At 54.4% G+C, this 18,583-nt stretch carries 19 protein-coding genes; 14 read left to right on the forward strand and 5 right to left on the reverse strand.

The features are described 5' to 3' along the window. Positions 1-16 precede the first annotated feature (16 nt). Genes phnY through BCF46_RS17395 form a run of 3 tightly spaced genes read right to left on the reverse strand, consistent with a single transcriptional unit; the run spans position 17 to position 3,938 of the window. Positions 17-1,474, reverse strand: a complete 1,458-nt coding sequence (gene phnY, locus BCF46_RS17385; protein ID WP_170157970.1) for a phosphonoacetaldehyde dehydrogenase — start codon at positions 1,472-1,474, stop codon at positions 17-19. Then, positions 1,471-2,730: a phosphonoacetate hydrolase gene (gene phnA / locus BCF46_RS17390; protein WP_121027389.1), complete on the reverse strand. Its 1,260-nt coding sequence runs from the start codon at positions 2,728-2,730 to the stop codon at positions 1,471-1,473. The genes phnY and phnA overlap by 4 nt, the downstream gene beginning before the upstream one ends. Before the next feature lie 17 nt (positions 2,731-2,747). Then, positions 2,748-3,938, reverse strand: coding sequence for a 2-aminoethylphosphonate--pyruvate transaminase (locus tag BCF46_RS17395; protein WP_121027392.1), 1,191 nt, complete (start codon positions 3,936-3,938; stop codon positions 2,748-2,750). A 141-nt stretch (positions 3,939-4,079) separates the two neighbouring features. Here BCF46_RS17395 and BCF46_RS17400 point away from each other — a divergent pair, with 141 nt between their 5' ends. Continuing rightward, complete coding sequence (locus BCF46_RS17400) at positions 4,080-4,925, forward strand: LysR substrate-binding domain-containing protein (protein WP_121027395.1); 846 nt, start codon at positions 4,080-4,082, stop codon at positions 4,923-4,925. Positions 4,926-5,277: 352 nt separating this feature from the next. On the opposite strand, the gene BCF46_RS17405 is transcribed toward BCF46_RS17400, so the two are convergent. Continuing rightward, on the reverse strand, positions 5,278-6,303 hold the full coding sequence (locus tag BCF46_RS17405; protein WP_121027398.1) for a LacI family DNA-binding transcriptional regulator: 1,026 nt from the start codon (positions 6,301-6,303) through the stop codon (positions 5,278-5,280). A 143-nt stretch (positions 6,304-6,446) separates the two neighbouring features. Between BCF46_RS17405 and BCF46_RS17410 the strand changes: the two genes are divergently transcribed. From BCF46_RS17410 to BCF46_RS17460, 11 genes are all read left to right on the forward strand, one after another. Continuing rightward, complete coding sequence (locus tag BCF46_RS17410; RefSeq protein WP_121027667.1) at positions 6,447-6,632, forward strand: hypothetical protein; 186 nt, start codon at positions 6,447-6,449, stop codon at positions 6,630-6,632. A 23-nt stretch (positions 6,633-6,655) separates the two neighbouring features. Then, positions 6,656-7,804, forward strand: coding sequence for a TRAP transporter substrate-binding protein (locus tag BCF46_RS17415; protein WP_121027401.1), 1,149 nt, complete (start codon positions 6,656-6,658; stop codon positions 7,802-7,804). 114 nt (positions 7,805-7,918) lie between these two features. Then, positions 7,919-8,431 (forward strand): TRAP transporter small permease, encoded by a 513-nt coding sequence (locus BCF46_RS17420; protein ID WP_121027404.1) that lies wholly within the window; start codon positions 7,919-7,921, stop codon positions 8,429-8,431. 11 nt (positions 8,432-8,442) lie between these two features. Then, on the forward strand, positions 8,443-9,771 hold the full coding sequence (locus BCF46_RS17425) for a TRAP transporter large permease (RefSeq protein WP_121027407.1): 1,329 nt from the start codon (positions 8,443-8,445) through the stop codon (positions 9,769-9,771). A 10-nt stretch (positions 9,772-9,781) separates the two neighbouring features. Continuing rightward, positions 9,782-11,089, forward strand: a complete 1,308-nt coding sequence (gene hisD, locus BCF46_RS17430; protein ID WP_121027412.1) for a histidinol dehydrogenase — start codon at positions 9,782-9,784, stop codon at positions 11,087-11,089. Beyond that, complete coding sequence (locus BCF46_RS17435; RefSeq protein ID WP_121027414.1) at positions 11,082-11,843, forward strand: SDR family NAD(P)-dependent oxidoreductase; 762 nt, start codon at positions 11,082-11,084, stop codon at positions 11,841-11,843. Before hisD ends, BCF46_RS17435 begins: the two co-directional genes overlap by 8 nt. Further along, on the forward strand, positions 11,840-12,820 hold the full coding sequence (locus BCF46_RS17440; RefSeq protein WP_121027417.1) for a zinc-dependent alcohol dehydrogenase: 981 nt from the start codon (positions 11,840-11,842) through the stop codon (positions 12,818-12,820). The genes BCF46_RS17435 and BCF46_RS17440 overlap by 4 nt, the downstream gene beginning before the upstream one ends. A 27-nt stretch (positions 12,821-12,847) precedes the next feature. Further along, the gene (locus BCF46_RS17445) at positions 12,848-13,261 is read left to right on the forward strand and encodes a universal stress protein (RefSeq protein ID WP_121027420.1); all 414 of its coding nucleotides are present in this window, start codon (positions 12,848-12,850) and stop codon (positions 13,259-13,261) included. A gap of 37 nt (positions 13,262-13,298) precedes the next feature. Further along, entirely contained in the window at positions 13,299-13,805 is a 507-nt protein-coding gene (gene comD, locus BCF46_RS17450; protein WP_121027423.1) for a sulfopyruvate decarboxylase subunit alpha, read from the forward strand. After that, entirely contained in the window at positions 13,802-14,356 is a 555-nt protein-coding gene (gene comE, locus BCF46_RS17455) for a sulfopyruvate decarboxylase subunit beta (RefSeq protein WP_121027426.1), read from the forward strand. The genes comD and comE overlap by 4 nt, the downstream gene beginning before the upstream one ends. A gap of 3 nt (positions 14,357-14,359) precedes the next feature. Then, positions 14,360-15,466, forward strand: coding sequence for an alpha-hydroxy acid oxidase (locus tag BCF46_RS17460; RefSeq protein WP_121027429.1), 1,107 nt, complete (start codon positions 14,360-14,362; stop codon positions 15,464-15,466). 366 nt (positions 15,467-15,832) lie between these two features. Here the strand turns inward: BCF46_RS17460 and BCF46_RS17465 are convergent, their stop codons facing one another. Continuing rightward, positions 15,833-16,768, reverse strand: a complete 936-nt coding sequence (locus BCF46_RS17465) for a LysR family transcriptional regulator (RefSeq protein WP_245990222.1) — start codon at positions 16,766-16,768, stop codon at positions 15,833-15,835. 52 nt (positions 16,769-16,820) lie between these two features. Between BCF46_RS17465 and BCF46_RS17470 the strand changes: the two genes are divergently transcribed. Both BCF46_RS17470 and BCF46_RS17475 read left to right on the forward strand, forming a co-directional pair. After that, a complete protein-coding gene (locus BCF46_RS17470; protein ID WP_121027435.1) occupies positions 16,821-17,204 on the forward strand; it encodes a VOC family protein in 384 nt (127 codons plus the stop codon). 182 nt (positions 17,205-17,386) lie between these two features. Further along, complete coding sequence (locus BCF46_RS17475; RefSeq protein WP_121027438.1) at positions 17,387-18,562, forward strand: MFS transporter; 1,176 nt, start codon at positions 17,387-17,389, stop codon at positions 18,560-18,562. Positions 18,563-18,583 lie beyond the last annotated feature (21 nt).

Consider the following 18,583-nt stretch of genomic DNA (forward strand, 5'->3'; position numbering starts at 1 on the left):
AAGGGAGAAGAATTCCTTAGCCCGGCCAAGGCAGGGAATATGTCTTGACGTTCGTGAAGAATTTCATCGCTTCAATCACGCCCTCTTTCACGCCGTTGCCGCTGTCTTTGATGCCGCCAAACGGGGACATTTCGATGCGGTAGCCGGGTTGTTCCCAAATGTTGCAAGTCCCGACGTCCAGACCGTTGATGTAGGCGATAGCCCGGTTCAAGTCGTTCGTGCAAACCCCCGAGGAAAGCCCGAAATCGGTCGAGTTGGAGATCGCCATGACTTCTTCGTCATTGTCCGGCACCCGAACGATGGGGATGATCGGGCCGAAAGTCTCCTCCATGACCAACTCGCTGTCGTGGGGGACGTGGTCCACAACAATAGGAGGTAAGAGTGCACCTCGACGCTCGGGGTGGTACAGGATTTTGGCTCCCTGCTTTTCGGCCATATAGACACGGTTTTCAAAAAGCTCCGCGGCCTGCGAATGGATAACGCAGCCCAGCTCCGTTTCGGGATCCTGTGGGTCACCAAATTTGATTTTCTTGGCCTTTTCCAGCACCATTGGAACAAATTTGTCTGCTACAGATTCCTGCACGAGAATGCGTTTGATCGCGGTACAGCGCTGCCCGGAGTTTCCGGTTGCCCCCGCCACCGCGATTGTCGCGGCTTTTTCCAGATCGGCATCATTCAGATCATTGCAGATGATCAACGGATCATTGCCTCCTAGTTCCAAAGCTTGGCGCGTATATCCACCTTTAGCAGCGATGATTTTGCCGACTGGCACGCCACCTGTGAAGGTAATGATGTCGATGTTTTCATTGGTAATCATCTCGTCACCGATGTCCTGTGGCATCCCTGTGACGATCTGAAACATCTCTGGCGGCAAACCTGCCTCATAGAGAATATCCGCAAGCGCAATGGCAGTCAGCGGCGTCAGTTCGGTGGGTTTGCAGACCATGCAATTATTGGTCGCAATGGACGGCGCAATCTTATGGCTCACCATATTGAGCGGGTGGTTGAACGGGGTGATCGCGCTGATCGCCTTCACCGGCTCGCGGGTGGTGTAAATCTTGCGCTCTTTGCCGTTGTGGGTCAGGTCGCAGGAGAAAATCTCGCCGTCATCATTCATCGCTTGTTGGGCTGCGAACTGATAAACATCCTGAGCGCGCTTGGTCTCGTAAATTGCGTGTTGATGGCAGATGCCAAGCTCAAGCGTCAGCCACTTGGCCAGATATTCCCGCTTCTCACCAATCAGCTCACCCGCGCGTTGCAAGATTTGACTGCGCTCATATCGGCTGAGTTTTGGCTTGTAATTCGCCGCAATTTCAAACGCCTTGGCAGCATGTTCAGCTTTGCCAGCCGGAACCGTACCAATCACTTCGTCGGTGTAGGGGTACTTCACCTCCACCACATCATCGGTAAAGACGATCTCTCCGCCGATGCGCATGCCTTCATGGCGTATGTCGATTTTGTCCATAGTGGTCATGCTTCTACCTTTTCCATTGCGGCGGCTTGAGCAGCATAAAAGAACGCGTCGAAATTGCGCAACACAGGTGCCGACGGCAAGTCGAGCACGCGGTTGCAAATAAACGGCACCTCTTGCTCTGTCAGGCCACCATGGCTGCGCAGTGGCTCGTTCAGCGCCGCAAGATCATGGCGGTGGGCAGAAGTTCCGATTGTCATATTCTCGGTCGAGATCATCACGATGTCACCAATGCGGTCTCCGGGCAGTTCGAAACGGCGGACCGCTTCGGCTTTGTCCATCACTTCGAGAATTTCAGGGCGAGCAGCCAAACGGGCAATGATGTCGGCTTGGTCTGTACCTTCTGGCAAATAGGCTGTGCCAAAACCGCCAAGCGCACCATGGTGCACCACGTAAGGGTCGGTGATCGGCAGGATCACGCGGGCAGCGGCCTCTCCGAGCCATTCATCAAGCAAATCTTGCACGTAAATTACCTGTGGGTCACCGTTCGCGTCGTGCTTCGGCTTCATCCCATGGTCGGCAGTCACGACAATGGCCGCTCCGAGTGCGTCCAGCTCTGTCAGGTACTTGTCGAACATCTCGTAGAACGATTTTGCCTCGGCCTGATCGGGGGAGTATTTGTGCTGCACATAGTCGGTTGTGGTCAGATACATCACGTCCGGATTCCACTCCTTCAGCAATTTCACACCCGCAGCGAAGACAAATTCGGACAATTCAGCAGAATAAACCTCCGGTTGTGCCATACCCAACCATTTACTGGCGGCGTCTTGGCCGTGTTCAGCTTTGGTTGACGTGTCGGACCGCTCGGCAGAGAAACACTTTGCGCGGTCGTCATCGAACTTCAGGCCAGCCCCCAAAAGGGCGCGCAGCTTGTCTTTCGCGGTCACGACGGCAACCCGCGCACCAGCTTCGTAGAATTTGCTGAAAATCGTCGGTGCCCGCAGGAAGCGGACATCGTTCATCATTACTTCTTCGCCTGTCTCTGGCTCATAAAGATAGTTCCCGCAAATCCCGTGCACAGCCGGCGGACGGCCAGTCGCAATCGACAGGTTGTTGGGATTGGTGAAGGATGGAATGACAGAATGTGCAAGCCGATCTGTGCCGGTCTCGCGCATGCGCTTCAGCGTCGGCATCAGGCCATTCGCGATGGCTTTTTCCAGATATTCTGGCTCACAGCCGTCCAGACAGATAGCAATGGCGCAGGTGTTGGGCGTTGCGTAGGTGCGGTCGTTCGCGACGACAGTTTTGGTGATTGGCATCAATTTTTCCTTCTGCGCTATGCAGCTAGTTTTTTACGTTCGTCGAGAGCAGCCTGAGGGGGCGACGCGTCGTTAACACCCATTTCGGCAAGAGCCTCTGCAGCAGCTAAGACCACCTTGCGCATGACGTGTTCATCCATTTGGCCAATACAGCCGATGCGAAAGCTGTCAACAACCGTCAACTTTCCAGGGTAAATGATAAAACCACGATCCTTCATCAAGTCGTAAAACCTCTGGAATTCAAACGCTGGGCTGGCTGGGCAGAAAAATGTCACGATGATCGGGCTTAACCAACGGTCAGCAAGCAGGGTTTCGAACCCCAATTCGCGCATCCCCTCAACCATCACGTCACGGTTTCTAGTATAGCGTGCACCGCGTCCTTCAACGCTCCCTTCCTTCTCATGAGCGTCAAGCGCCGCGAGAAAGGCTGCAATCACATGGGTCGGTGGCGTAAATCGCCATTGGCCGGTTTTTTCCATCGCGGCCCATTGAGCGTGAACATCCAGTGACAAGGAGTGGCTGTTGCCCTTGGCCGCTTCCAGCTCGTCTGTTCGGGCGATTACGAAGCCGAAGCCCGGAACACCTTCGATGCATTTATTGGCCGAAGACACCATTGCCGCATACTTGGTTCGCTCTACATCCAATGAAACCGCCCCAAAAGCAGACATACTATCGATCAGAACTTTCCGTCCGGCGGCGTGGGCGACATCTGCAATTTCCTCGACAGGGTTCAGGATCCCAGAGCTGGTTTCACAGTGAATGATCAAAACATGGGTGATCGCTGTATCCTCAGCGAGGATGGCCGCAACTTCGTCACCACGTGGTGGGAGATAGTCCCCCTTGTCGAGTAGTTTGAATGCACGGCCGAGGCACTCCATCGTTTGTGCGGCACGTAACCCGTAGGCACCATTGGCCAAAACCAGCACTTTGCCGTCTTTTGGCACAAACGATCCAAGCATAGCCTCAACGCAATACGAACCAGAGCCTTGAATGGGGACACAATCGTATTCGGATTTTCCCGTTCCAAGCAGGGCTAGCAACTGCGTTCTCATTTTGCGGGTCATTGCACGGAATTCGTCATCCCAACTGCCCCAATCGCGCAGCATTGCCTCTTTTACGGCAAAGGATGTTGTCAGCGGCCCTGGAGTCAGAAGATAGGGTTCTCCCAATCTTGGCGGCTCAATACTACTATTAGCTTTGCTAACCATTCCAAGCTCCTTGGGTGTTTACGCCATACCCTTTTGTCTAGAGCTGACCACATCATATGGAAAATTGTAAATTGCGATGACATCAAAAGCTGTGCTTATAGGTGGAGCCGATTCATAATTCAGACCGTCAAGAGGCCATCAATGCGATACAGCCAAATAAGAGCGTTTCACTATGTTGCTATCAGCGGAGGGTTTTCTCGGGCCGCCGAAGCCTTGTCACTGACCCAACCCGCGGTATCCGAACAGGTCAGAAAACTGGAAGGCGATCATGACGTTTTACTGTTCAACAGAGATCGCAAGCAGGTCACCCTTACGGCTGCGGGCGAGCGGCTCTTGCTAGCGACCAAACAGTTTTTTGAAGTTGAGCAACAGATTTCAGATGTTCTGTCTGAAAATCGAGCGGCGTTGGAAGGGACTCTACGAATTATCGCAGATAGTGCTTTTCATCTTACCCACCGCCTCAGAATTTTTCGGTCCAAACACCCAAAGGTTCTTGTTTCTGTTCGAACGGGTAACACCGCGGACATATTGACCGCATTGCGCAACTATGACGCAGAGATTGGCTTAGTCGGTAGCTTAAATCCCGGACCAGACATGGAAATCATAAATTTGGGTACCTCCCCAATCGTCGCCTTCGCATCCAGGGAGTTCCTGAATAATCCAACAGAAAAAATTTCTATCAGGGAATTGTCACAGTACCCTTTGGTTTTTCGGGAGAAGGGATCAAAAACCCGACAGAAGCTGGAGGAGGAAGGTTTGCGTCAGGGTGTGGTGTTGCAACCTGCCTTTGAAGTTGAGGGCCGAGAAGCCGTACAGGAAATCGTCGCAGCAGGTGCAGGAATAGGGTTCGTCTCAGAAGCAGAGTTAGGACGCGACAAGCGTCTGATTAAGTTACAGTTGGATTGCCCGCAGTTGACGATGGCCGAGTCGCTAGTCCATCTAAAACAACGCAGCGATGTGAGGTTGATCAGGGCGTTTATGAGTTAAGTGCATTGCTGTCTAATAGCTGCACTGCATCAACCTCGGCTCTTCCATTGTAGGGGATTACCCCCGACTTGGCGGATATGCACCGCGGAACGGTACCATCATCCGTTCGGTCGATCTTGGAAGTACGGTTCTTCGCCCTCACCCATCAAATCGCCGGAGGCGATGCTCGAACTGACGCGGAGCGTCACGTCCTTCATTCCATCCCACTTCGTCGGAAACGCGCTTGATCTCAACTAATGCCGTTGGGCTCAGATGAGTTGAATTCCGAATTTGGAACGTAAGACTTGTGGGGAGCAACTGATCTCACGGTTCCATTTTTCGGTGTTAGGAAATCTTGAGGTCCGTGTGCAAATCACGCTCGTGCAATACGCCCCAGGGAGTCGCGAATCCGCAACGTGATTTGCAATTCAGTAGAGACGCCCGTGCTTTCATTCTCGACCATTTTCACGAGTTGAGTAGCAGCCTTCTGACCCATTTCGCGGTGCGGGACATGAACGGTTGTAACACTTGGCATAACGATGCGCGCCAACTCAATGTCGTCAAATCCGGTAATGGAGACATCACGCGGGACGTGCAGCCCCATCTGCTGAGCGCGTCGCAAAGCCCCAACCGCGAGGACATCATTGCCGCACATTACGACGCTGGGGCGATCTTCATTCTTCATAAGTTCCTCGAACGCATCACCTCCGTTATCTATCTCGTAGGGAGTTTCGATAATTCCCATGATCTTGGGATCTAGAAGGCTGTTGGCCACAGCATCCTCAATTCCTTTAAGGCGCTGCGAGGCGCGGTCGTTTCCCTGTGTAATGCCAGAGATGACTCCGATTTTCCGGTGTCCAAACTCTATGACCGTTTTGGCGAGTTCACGCATCGCCGCGCAATTATCGAAACCGATGGACGGTCTGTCATTTTCATCAGAGAAAGCCCAAGCGACGAGAACGGGGATGTTCTGGCGTTCAAGATACCGGTAAATCTCCGGGTTTCTTTCGTAGCCAATCAATAGCAGCCCGTCAGCACCACGCGAAACCAATGCACGTATCTGCTCCTCTTCAAGGTCGGGTTGGTACGCAGAACTTGAGATCAACAAGGTATATCCACGCCTATGAAGCTCTTCCTGAAACGCTTGAACGCCGCGCGCGAAGATTGCGTTTTCCATGGTTGGAATGATTGCGCCGATAGTGAATGTGCGTTTAGCCGCCATCACACGCGCGCCAAAGTTCGGTGTATAGCCTAGCTCATCTACGGCGCGCAAAACGCGCATACGCGTATTTTCAATAACTCGATCCGGGGAATTCAGGCACCGCGACACTGTGGCCGTCGAAACCCCCGCCGACTTGGCGACGTCTTCCAGCGTAGGGGTTGAGCGGGTCGCTTGCATGAAGTGCCTGAGGTGGTTTCTGGATTTCGGAACACCATAGTCAGGAAAGTGAAATATGACGAGCAATAAAATGTAAGGGCTTGCAAGAATCGGATGTAAGCGCTTACACACGGGGCGAGCCAACTTTTTTGGGAGTATTTTTCGTGTTTCTTTATGCCTCAATCATCGTCTTCGTTGCCTACTTCACAAATGTAGCGTTGGGCGCTTTCGCGGGAAAAGCCATCTTGGGCGATGTTGGAGAGATGTTGGTTCTTTTCGCGGCCGCGATCCTGTTCGTCGTCGCAATCTTACAAAAAGAAGCTGACCGAAAACGTGAAAACGGCAGCTGAATGTTCTTAAGGGAGGAAACCAAATGGACAAAGATCGCAAAGAGCTTGCGTCAGCGGAGCGTCGCAATTTTCTAAAGCTGGCGACAACTGGCGGCTTCACCGCAGCCATGGTTGTTGGTGCAGGCGGGATGCTATGGTCATCAGAGGCCGCCGCTCAAACAGCAAATGAAGAGCGTGACCGCGAGAAAGCCGCGGAGCACATAATGACTGTAGCCACAGCTTATGTTTTGGGCGCGTCGCGTAGCTATCCAATCATGCAGTTGGACCTTAAAGAGAACATCCAAAACGCAACCAACGGCAAGGTATATGTCAAGTTGGCCCCCGGTGGTCAGCTCGGTGCTGGCGGCGCTTTGGTGCAAAAAGTCCAAGGCGGCACTATTCAAGCGGCACAACATTCGCTGTCGAATTTCGCTCCCTTCGCATCAACCGTTGATCTGATCAACATGCCTTACCTGTGTGGCTCAAACCAACGCTTCACCAACCTCGTCACATCCGACTACTGGAATTCCGAAGTGCATCCGAAAGTCGAGGCTGCGGGCTTCAAGGCGCTGTTCTACGTCAACATTGACCCTCGTGTCGTTGCAGTTCGCAAAGGTGGCGCTGGCGCTGTCCTTAGCCCGTCCGATTTGTCCGGCGTCAAGTTCCGCGTACCTGGCTCTAAAATGCTACAACAGTACTACCGCATGGTTGGCGCGAACCCGACGCCCGTTGCATGGGGCGAAACCCCTTCTGCGATCAAGCAAGGCGTTGCTGATGCGCTCGACCCATCCGTTGGCGCCCTCTACGTCTTTGGCTTCAAAGACATCCTGAGCCACGTGACCTTCACGCAAGCGGTGCCTGACAGCCAAGTTTATTCGTGTAATCTTGAATGGTTCAACTCTATGCCTGCCGACGTGCAGGAAGGGATCATGTGGGGCGCGGAAATGACCGCCCACCAGAACCTGTCAAAAGTGCCCTCAGCACGCGCATTCGCGATGGCTGAATTGGCCAAAGCAGGTGTTGAATTCCACTCGCTCAACGGTGATCAGTTGGGTGAATGGAAAGAAGCTGGTGGATATCAGCGGTCTGAGTGGGACGAGTTCAAAATTGACCTCGCTGGTTCCATGGACGCGTTCAACAAGCTTGAAGAAGCCGCCAGCACGCAAGGCAAATACTACGTACACGACGCGTAAGCACGGTGCGGGCGCGCCAAGGCGCGTCCGCACCTTCTTCAAATTCACAGCATCGAATTTTCCGGGGCATCGCGCCGGTTGAGAGTCTGCTTTTGCCAATAGATTGGATGACAGATGGGTATTTTGCGACGAATTGACCGTGACGCCGAGCTTTGGCTTTTGCTGGTCTTCTACGTAATGTTGGTCGCGACCATGGCGGTCGAAGTGTTGCGCCGTGAAGTCTTTTCCTACTCCTCTATTTGGGGTGAGGAAATCGTGCGCTACTCGTTCATCTACCTCGCGTGGATCGGTGCTGCCGTTGCCGTAAAGGAGCGTGCCCACATCCGCATCGACGTCTTGATGCATTACGTCGGACCAAGACCAAAAGCGTTGCTCTACATTCTTGGTGATTTGGTGATGTTTCTCGTCGCACTAGTCGCATTGTACTGGTCATTTGAGACGGTTTTGGTCTCCGCCAAGTTTGGGTCGGTGTCACACGGGCTTCGGATTTCCATGGTCTGGTTCCTGATGGCAGTGCCTTTGGGCTTTACTTTGATCGTCTGGCGCCTTTTGCAATCGTTCGCTCGCGATTTCCGCTCCTTGAAAGACGGCACACCCGTATTTCAAGGAAACAAAATGTTTGATTAGGGAACCACGTCATGCTTTGGAATACACTTAATCAAACCGTTGAATTGGGATGGGATTTCTACCTCCCCGTCATCATCTTCGTTGTGCTGATCGCGCTGGCGGTTCCTGTCTGGTCTGCTATCGGAGCAGCGGCAATCACCATGCTGATAATGTCGGGTGACCTACCGCTAAGCCTTGTGGGTGAAAGCCTTTTCGCTGGCATCGATGCGTTTGCGCTCACTGCGGTTCCGCTTTTCATTCTCACAGGTGATGTGCTTGTTCGTACTGGCTTGTCTCGAAAGTTTCTTGATGTCGCCGAGGCGCTGACCAATTTCGCCAAAGGCGGATTCGGGTCGGCAACTGTGCTCGTCTGTGGCATGTTTGCGGCAATCTCAGGGTCCGACGCAGCGGGTGCAGCTGCGGTTGGTCGCATGACCATCGATCGGTTGGTAGAAAGCGGTTATCCACGCCCGTACGCTTGTGCGCTGGTCGCGGCGGGTGCCTGTACGGGCATCCTGATCCCTCCGTCCATTGCCTACATCATCATCGGCCTTGTGTTGGGCATATCGGCCTCAACCCTGTTTCTTGCGGCGCTTATTCCCGGTCTCGCAATCCTAGTGTCTATCCTGATCACCAACCTGATCGTAAATCGGATCCACGGCTACGAAGGTGGCGGCAACATGAGTTTCATGGAGTGGTTCGCCAACCTGCGCCGCTCGCTAGCTTCTGGTTGGTACGCCTTCATCGTACCGGGCATCATTTTTTACGGGATATTCTCAGGTCGCCTCACACCTACCGAAGCGGGTGCGACCGCAGTCGTTGTCACCATCATGATGGGTTTCTTTCTCAAAACCTTAAAGCTGGCGGACTTTCCAGCTATGCTGCTCAGCTCCGCAAAAGTGAATGGCGTCATCCTTCCGATCATCGCCTTTTCGGCCCCGCTGGCCGAAGCCTTGGCTATTATGGGTGTCCCGCAAGGCTTCGTGACGTCTGTCACGTCAATGACCGATGAGCCTTGGTTGCTGATCTTGCTGATGATTGGCATCTTGATTGCAGCGGGTTGCGTAATGGAGACGACACCAAACATCGTAATCCTCGCGCCAATTCTCAAACCACTCGCGGACAACATCGGAATGAACGAAATTCAGTTCTGCATCATGATGATCACGGCGCTTGGTGTTGGGTTTATCACCCCGCCGTTGGGGCTCAATTTGTTCGTTGTCTCGGGGATCACGGGAGAATCAATTCTCAAGATCGCGGCCCGTGCAGTTCCCTTCGTAATATGCATGTTTATAGTTGTTTTGCTGATTGCTTACATTCCCGGGATCTCGACAACTTTCCTGCCTGAAATCTACCAATAGGATCAACTAAATGACACGTGAGTATCTCAAGAAAGCCACTCTAACGGCCAAGTCGGACGCTTCGGAAGTGCATGAAACTGTGAAAACAATTCTTGCCGATATCGAGAATGGCGGCGACGCCAAGGCCCTCGAATACGCGAAGAAGTTCGATCGCTATGAGGGCAATGTCGTGCTGACGACGAAAGAGGTTGAGGCCGCTTGTGCTTTGGTCTCCGACAAGCTGAAAGCGGACATTCAATTTGCTCACGAAAACGTAAAACGTTTCGCCGAGGCTCAAAAAGCGACCGTCTCGGACGTTGAGGTTGAAATTGTTCCGGGTGTGATGGCGGGTCAAAAAGCGATCCCGGTCGACGCTGCGGGCTGCTATGTGCCCGGAGGGCGCTACAGCCACATCGCATCAGCGATTATGACAGTGACCACTGCGAAGGTCGCGGGGTGCCATCACATTACCGCATGCTCCCCACCGCGCCCAGACATCGGCGTGAACCCCGCGATTGTTTACGCCGCTCACATCAGTGGTGCAGATAAAATCTTGGCACTGGGCGGCGTTCAAGGCGTCGCTGCTATGACCTTCGGTCTGTTTGGCCTGCCCAAAGCCAACATTTTGGTCGGCCCTGGCAATCAATTCGTCGCTGAGGCCAAGCGCATCCTTTTCGGCCGTGTGGGCATCGACATGATCGCAGGCCCTACGGACAGCCTCATCCTCGCGGACAAGACCGCAGATGCACATATCGTTGCAACAGATTTGGTTTCGCAAGCCGAGCACGGCTACAACTCGCCCGTGTGGCTCATTACTGACAACAAAGCCTTAGCCGAAAAGGTCATGGAGCTTGTCCCGGAACTGATCAATGACCTGCCAGATGTAAACAGAGAAAACGCCTTTGCGGCGTGGCGCGACTATGCCGAAGTCATCGTTTGCAAAGACCGCGAAGACATGGCCGCGTGCTCTGATGAGTATGCACCCGAGCATTTGACCGTGCAGGCCGAGGACTTGGAATGGTGGTTAGAACGTCTGACTTGCTATGGCTCACTATTCTTGGGCGAAGAGACAACGGTATCGTATGGCGACAAGGCGACAGGCACCAACCACGTACTGCCGACCTCGGGGGCGGCAAGCTACACGGGCGGGCTGAGCGTGCATAAGTACATGAAGATTGTGACGTGGCAGCGTGCTACCCGCGACGGCTCTAAACCTGTCGCGTTGGCCACAGCACGGATCTCTCGCCTCGAAGGGATGGAGGGGCATGCACGTGCCGCCGACGTGCGGTTGGCCAAATATTTCCCGAACGAACAGTTTGACCTTACGTCGGATGACTGATCCCCAACATCTGTTTGATCTCACAGGCCGTGTGGCCTGTGTAACCGGTGCCAGTTCTGGGTTGGGTCGGCGCGCTGCTGTGGTTTTGGCCGCGGCTGGCGCGCGTGTCGTGGGCGTCGCGCGCCGACCGGAAGCTCTCCAATCGCTAAAGAATGAAATCGGACCTGCCGCAGATTTTGTGGCTGCAGATGTCGCGAACCGTGATGCCATGGCCCAGCTGTGCAAAAAAATCTCAACCCCCTTCGGCGCACCTGACATCGTTGTTCATGCCGCGGGCATCAACACCCGCGAAGTGGCAGACAACGTCACGGCGGACGGATGGGACAAAACTCTGGCTCTTAACCTATCGGCCCCCTTCTTTCTGAGCCAAGCCTTCGTTCCTGCGATGCGCGAAAAAGGATGGGGTCGCATCGTGAATTTCGCGTCGTTACAAACTACGCGTGCCTTTCCGGGCGGGATTGCCTACGGGGCCACCAAGGCTGGCATCGGGCAATTGACTCGCGCCATGGCAGAGGCTTGGTCAAAGGACGGGATTACTGCCAACGCGATTGGTCCGGGGTTCTTCCCCACCGAACTCACCGAAGCTGTCTTCGCCGATCCCGACCGCGCTGCAAGGAACGCCGCACAAACTTGCATAAACCGCAACGGGCGCATGGAAGATATAGACGGCCCGTTGCTATTCTTGTGCTCGGAGGCATCAAGCTATGTGACCGGCCAAACCCTAATGGTTGACGGAGGGTTTACCGCAAAATGAAAGCGCTCATCTACGACGGCGTCGAAACGCTCGGCTACCGCGATGCCCCAGATCCGATACCCAAAGAGGGCGAGTGTCTAATCCGTGTCGAAGCGGTGGGAGTTTGTGGCTCTGACATGCACGCCTACCTGGGCCATGACGCACGCCGCCCTGCGCCATTGATCCTTGGTCATGAAGCTGCAGGTAGCATCGTTGGAGGAACGCGTGACGGAACGCGGGTTACCGTTAATCCTCTGGTTACATGTGGCACCTGCCCCGCCTGCGAAAGCGGTCGCGAAAACCTATGTCCTTCGCGTCAGATCATTTCGATGCAGCCAAGGGAAGGTGCGTTTGCCCAGTTCATCTCTATGCCGCCATCAAACTTGGTCGAAGTGCCAACTAATGTGCCGTTGGCGAAAGCCGCTCTCGCCGAACCGCTGGCGGTGAGTTGGCATGCAGTGCGCTTGGCGTTGGAAGCGCTGCACCCCAGTGCGGATCGTCGTGCCTTGGTTATCGGTGGTGGCGCGATTGGGTTGTCAGCAGCGTTAGCACTGCGTGCCATGGGTGTTTTGGACGTGACTATTGTCGAGCCAAACGATGGACGTCGCGCATTTTTGAACGATACCTGCGGGGAACCCGCTGTCGCCAAGGGCGAAGGGCAATACCCCGTGGTAATTGACGCCGTAGGCTATGCCGCGACACGCGCCGCTGCCTCGGCTCTTGTGGAAGCCGGAGGCGTGATTGCCCATGTCGGCCTTGGCGAGGACCGGGACGGGCTCGATATACGGCGCATGACCCTCCAAGAGATCACGTTTATCGGCACCTATACCTACACGGCGCAGGACTTCCGAGATACCGCCAAGGCAATTTTCGACGGTCGGCTGGGGGCTTTGGATTGGTTTCAGGCGCGGCCATTGTCCGATGGTGCTCAAGTATTCGCCGATCTAAGGGCTGGCACGGTGGCGGCACCAAAGATCGTGCTGAACCCTTGGCCCTAAGTGACGAAACCCATGATGGAGAACAACATGTACACTAAAATCTTGGTGCCAATGGCACTTGATCACGGAATTTCGTCCGACACTCTCGCGATTGCCGAATTGCTTCGTGGTACAATAGGCGAAGTCGTGGCATTGCATGTCCATGAAGAACCCCAAGGCTCCGTGAGTTCCTATCTTGACGAAGACACTGTTCGCGCCGGATTTGAGCGTGTTAAAAATGAACTTGCTGAGAAAACTGCGCATTTACCGAACGTGACGCCCGTACTGATCTCGGGGCATTCCGCCCGGGCAATCATCGACTACGCCAATAGCAACGGCATTGATTGCATCGTGATTGGCTCTCACAAACCCGGGCTTCGCGACTACTTTCTCGGCTCGACAGCTGCACGTGTCGTGCGTCACGCGTCTTGCGCAGTTCACGTCCACCGCGATGCCACCTAATTCCAACTAATCACCCTATACTGAAAGGCACTCTAGAATGAACATCGACAAGAAGATCACGGATGATCTTGTCGCAAACAACGTCTCTTTCGTCACAACCGTCCCCTGCAAACAGCTGGCTGGTGTGATCGAGGAAATCGATGCGCGCGAAGAGATCTTCCACATTCCATCGAACAAGGAAGACGAAGGCATGGGCCTGTGTGCAGGTGCGTTCATGGGCGGCAAACGTCCGGCCATCATCATGCAGAACACAGCTATCGGTGTGACAATCAACACACTGGCGACGCTCATCCAATACTACAGGATGCCGCTGCCGATGCTGATCAGCTACCGTGGCGAGTTGCGCGAACCGGTGGCGTGTCAGGTCGAGATGGCCGTACATACCAAGGCGCTTTTGGCGCAAATGAACGTGCCCACATACCACTTTCACCACCAGTCCGATGTGGAAGAGTTAGACGCCATTCTGAAATACACATTCATGTGCAACAAGCCGGTCGCCATCCTGACCGACGCCAACTTCTGGGGAGGCTACGGGGACCAATGATACGCTCTGAAATCCTGAAAGAAATCGCGCCCATCCTTCGCGACCAGCTTGTGGTCTGCAACATCGGTCTGCCCAGCCAAGAACTGCATATGATCGACGATCAGCCCACCAACTTCTACATGCTGGGCACTATGGGCCTGTCTTCCTCCATCGGTCTTGGCCTCGCGTTGGCACAAGACAAAACCGTCATCTCAATCGACGGGGACGGTTCGGTTCTGACCAACCTTGGCACCTTGCCGACCATCGCCAACAACGTCGCCGACAACTATGTCCTGCTGATCATCGACAATGGCTCCTATGGCTCCACTGGCGACCAACCGACCTATGCCGGTAAGAAAACCAAACTTGAAAAAGTGGCGGAAGCCTGCGGCTGCGAAAATGTCGTCGTCTGCCAGGATGTTGATACGGGCAAAGTGCTGCAAGCAGCCATCGATAGCAAAAAAATGACCGTAATTGTCGTGAAATGCGACAGCGGCAACATCAAGCTGCCCGTCATCACCATGGACCCTGTCGTGATCCGCGATCGTTTCATGAAGTCGGTTCAGGCCTAAAAGATGCGGGCCGCCGCGCATATTCATTCTTCTGAGGATGCGCGGCGGCTCGCCCGTCGTTACCTGCCATGGATGGTGTTCGATTATATTGATGGCGCGGCCGGGGCAGAAAACGGTGCCGCTCGCAACCGCGCTGCTCTAGACGCCATGCCCCTGCGCCCGCGCATCTTGCGAGATGTCAGCGAACGCTCCCTCGCGACGACTATTTTTGGAGCCAGTGCCGAGCGTCCTTTCGGCATAGCCCCAATGGGCATGTGCAACCTTTCGGGTCCGGGTGCGGATCTCATGCTGGCGCGATTGGCAGTTCGATACAAAGTTCCTCACGGCGTCTCGACTGTGGCCTCAACGCCGTTGGAAAAAATAATTGAGGTGGCCGAGGGGAACGCGTGGTTCCAGATCTATTTCAGCGGTGACGGCACTGGCACGTTCAAGCTGGTCGACCGCGCGCGAGACGCGGGCTATAAGACGCTTGTATTGACCGCCGACGTGCCTGAAGTAGGCCGCCGCCCGCGCGAATTGCGCCATGGCTTCAAGATGCCCTTCAAAATCGGTCCAAAGCAATTCGTCGACTTCGCCCTGCATCCGCGTTGGTCCCTGACATCGCTGTTCAGTGGCAAACCGCAGATGGCCAATTTTGAAATGCCCGGTTATGCCTTCGATCGCACTGAAAGCCGTGCCCGCGCCGACTGGGACACGTTGTCCCGCATGCGCGATGCCTGGCCCGGCAAGCTGGTCGTCAAGGGGGTGCTTGATCCTGAAGATGCCGCAATGCTCAAAGCCAAAGGCGTGGATGCGATTCAAGTATCGAGCCACGGTGCAAGACAACTGGAAAGCGCGCCTTCTCCCTTTTTAATGCTCCCAAAAATTCGCGAGGAGGTAGGGCCGGACTATCCTGTGTTCTTCGACAGTGGTCTGCGGTCCGGCGAAGACGTCTTAAAAACCCTGCTCTCCGGCGCGGATTTCGTCTTCTTCGGGCGCCTGTTGCAATTTGCCATAGCTGCAGGTGGCGAAGCGGGGCTAAATCAGATGTGGGACGTTTTGACTGATGAGATGAGCATCGCCATGGCGCAAATCGGCATCTGCAAATTGGACCAGACCTCTCGCCAGTGACGCAGCATCGCTGTCGATAGCTTGGTCAGTCAAGACAGCATGTTCTCAGAAGACACGCATCTAGACCCAGTAGGCTGGACGGATTCAGTTGCGATATGCGCAGATTGATAGATCAACAGCTAACCTTATGCCCAGGATTACGTAGTTCATTAAAAGACTGGGTTAGAGCTTTCGCTCTACCTACTCGCCCGACATGTACTGTTTTTATGTTAGGCATAGAACCGTTAGAGAGGATGTTGGTCGCGAGTAAGGGGACGTCGTCTAGGCGGGTCGCGGTCGTTTGCTAATCTGTGCGCCGAGATATGCGATGAGGCACTAATCTGCCATTCGCCGCGAGCGCGCAAATGTCTAGTTTCGTTCAAACTACTATTCTAGGAACTCTGAAACAAAATCCATTAACGCGCGCACCCTGCGTGGCTGAACCGCGCCGGCAGGGTAAACCATTTGCAATGCGGTCGGCTCGGGCACAAACTCATCCAGCACCTCAACAAGATTGCCCGCGTTCAAATCCGTTCGGACATCCCATTCAGACTTCAGCGCCACTCCGTAGCCCTTAAGGCACCATTCGCGAATAAGACTACCGTCATTGGCGATACGATTGCCATATACCCGACGGGCGTGTTTTTGACCGTCTACTCTAAAAGTCCAGTCTTGGTCTGTGTGACTTCCGAAGCGCATGATCAGACAATTATGATGAGCCAGATCATCAGGATGCAGAGGCGTGCCATTGCGTTTGAGGTAGTCCGGCGATGCACAGACCAACCGACTATTGGAGCCCAGCCTTCGAGACTTCATGCTACTATCAGACAGGTCCCCAAATCGTAAGGCCAGGTCGATACCTTGCCCTACCATATCGACATAGCCATCAGTGAGCGTCAGATCGATAGTGATCTCGGGGTTCTTCTCTATAAACCGGTCAAGCAACGCCACGATCTGATTGCGCCCCAAATCGCTCGGGACGCTAATGTGGATCGTCCCTGATATCTTCTCAACACCCAACCTGATCCGGGCCTCGGTTTCTTCGGTTTCCGCCAGAATGCGCCGGGCACCAATTACAAGCTCACTGCCTTCATCCGTCAAATTGATCGCCCGCGTCGTTCGCGTGAGCAACCGCGCACCATAGTGCGTTTCGAGCGCCGCGAGCCGATCTGTGACCGACGCTGGGGATAGGCCAATCTCTCGTCCAGCAGCGGCAAGCCCACCTTTTTCAACGATCAGAAGGAAAAGCTTGAGATTTTCAATTAGCACGTAGCGCCCGCCATTATACGAAAATACCGAATTATCATTTAGGTATTTACTCAATTATTCAGCGCTTGGATAGGCTGTAGGTGATGCTCAACGAAAGGAGGTCATCATGCACCTTGATCACATCACTATCCGCACCCGCGATCTGCCCGGTACACGGGCGTTCTTTCTTAAGGTTTTTGACGAACTTGAAGAACGCGAACGTCCAAAGGCGATACGCCGCATTCCAGGACATTGGCTCTACGCGGACGACAAGCCCATCGTTCACCTGATTGGTACGCGCGGCTACGGCAGGGATAACCCCCCGGACGCCTACGACCACGTTGGTATCCACCTCAGCGGGTACAGCGTCTTCCGCGCAAAGCTGGAAACGCTGGAAATTCCATACTCAAGAATGGATCTCACCGAGCTGGACGAACGACGGCTGTTCTTTCGCACCCCTTCTGGCCCGCTGATCGAGGCCGTTTTCCACGAGAACTTGCCAAAGAGCTGACGCCCATCCGCGTAGGTCTGTTTGGCTCTGGCCTCGCAGATATCGAAGCCTATGCGTGCGCGTCTAAGCATCTCGCCCAAGGCAATCTCTTCGCAATCGCCCCCCTTTGTCAGCGATGCCTTTGCCAACTTAGACGGCGGCGCGTTGATCAACTGAACATCACGTCCGCGAAAGGACAAACCATGTCACTAAAATCAAAAATGCCGTTGCAGGTCTGGATATTGACCTTGGCAGCGTTCGCCATTGGCACAGCAGAGTTTGTGATCGCCGGAATACTTACCCAAGTCGCCGAAAGCCTAAACATATCGGAAGGGCAGGCAGGCCACCTGATTACCGCTTACGCATTAGCCATTGTGATCGGTGGCCCAATTCTAACCCTTTGGCTCGCGCGGTATCGCAAACGGGTCGTGCTGATCGGATTGATGGCGCTGTTTGTCGTCTCCAACCTGATCGCTGCACTTTCAACAGATTACACGACCTTGATGATCAGCCGCGTCATGGCAGGTCTGACCCAAGGACCATTCTACGGGATTGGAGCGGTGGTTGCGACACGACTGGTGTCCGAGAAAATGGCCGGACAGGCCGTTGGACAGATGTTTGCCGGTCTTACCCTAGCCAATGTACTGGGCGTCCCAGCTGGTGCTTGGATCGGCAATCTGTATGGCTGGAACATCACTTTTTTCGTGGTCGCCATGCTTGGCGCGCTGGCCGCTGCTGCCATAGCAATTGTGATCCCCGCCCAAGGGGCAGAGGAACCGAAATCCGTCCGGTCACAGATCGGCGCTTTCAAGAACCCACAACTGATTGCAAGCTTGCTGATTACAACGCTGGGCTGGGTCGGCTTCATGACCTTCTATGGCTATATCGCGCCAATTGCCGAGCAGGTCGCAGGCTTTGAACGATCGTCGTTGACATGGATCTTGGTGATCGTCGGCTTGGGCTTGGTTTTAGGCAACACTTTGGGCGGCAAAACTGCTGATAGAAATCTGAGTGCATCCCTGATCGGATGGCCTGCGGCGATGATCGCGTCATTGATATTGATCGGTCTTGTGGCTTCGAAATCTTACATCTTTGTCGCGGCCGCCTTTGTCTTCGGCGTCGTGTCATTCGCCAACGTCCCGCCCATGCAGATGCGCGTCATGAAACACGGCGGCGACGCGCCTGAACTCGCAGCGACGGCCAACATTTCTGCCTTCAATATCGCCAATGCCTTGGGCGGGATTATCGGTGGTGCAGTCGTCGATAGTGCGCTTGGCGCCGCCTACATCCCCTTTGCGGCGATTATTGTGCCCGCCATCGGCCTCGCCTTCATCATCTGGCAGGAAAGGAAGTTTCCTTCTGCCTCAGTCGCTACCTAACTTACTGTCAACTTAAAGGAA

It is taken from the genome of Litoreibacter meonggei, assembly GCF_003663885.1.
Taxonomy (GTDB): Bacteria; Pseudomonadota; Alphaproteobacteria; order Rhodobacterales; family Rhodobacteraceae; genus Litoreibacter; species Litoreibacter meonggei.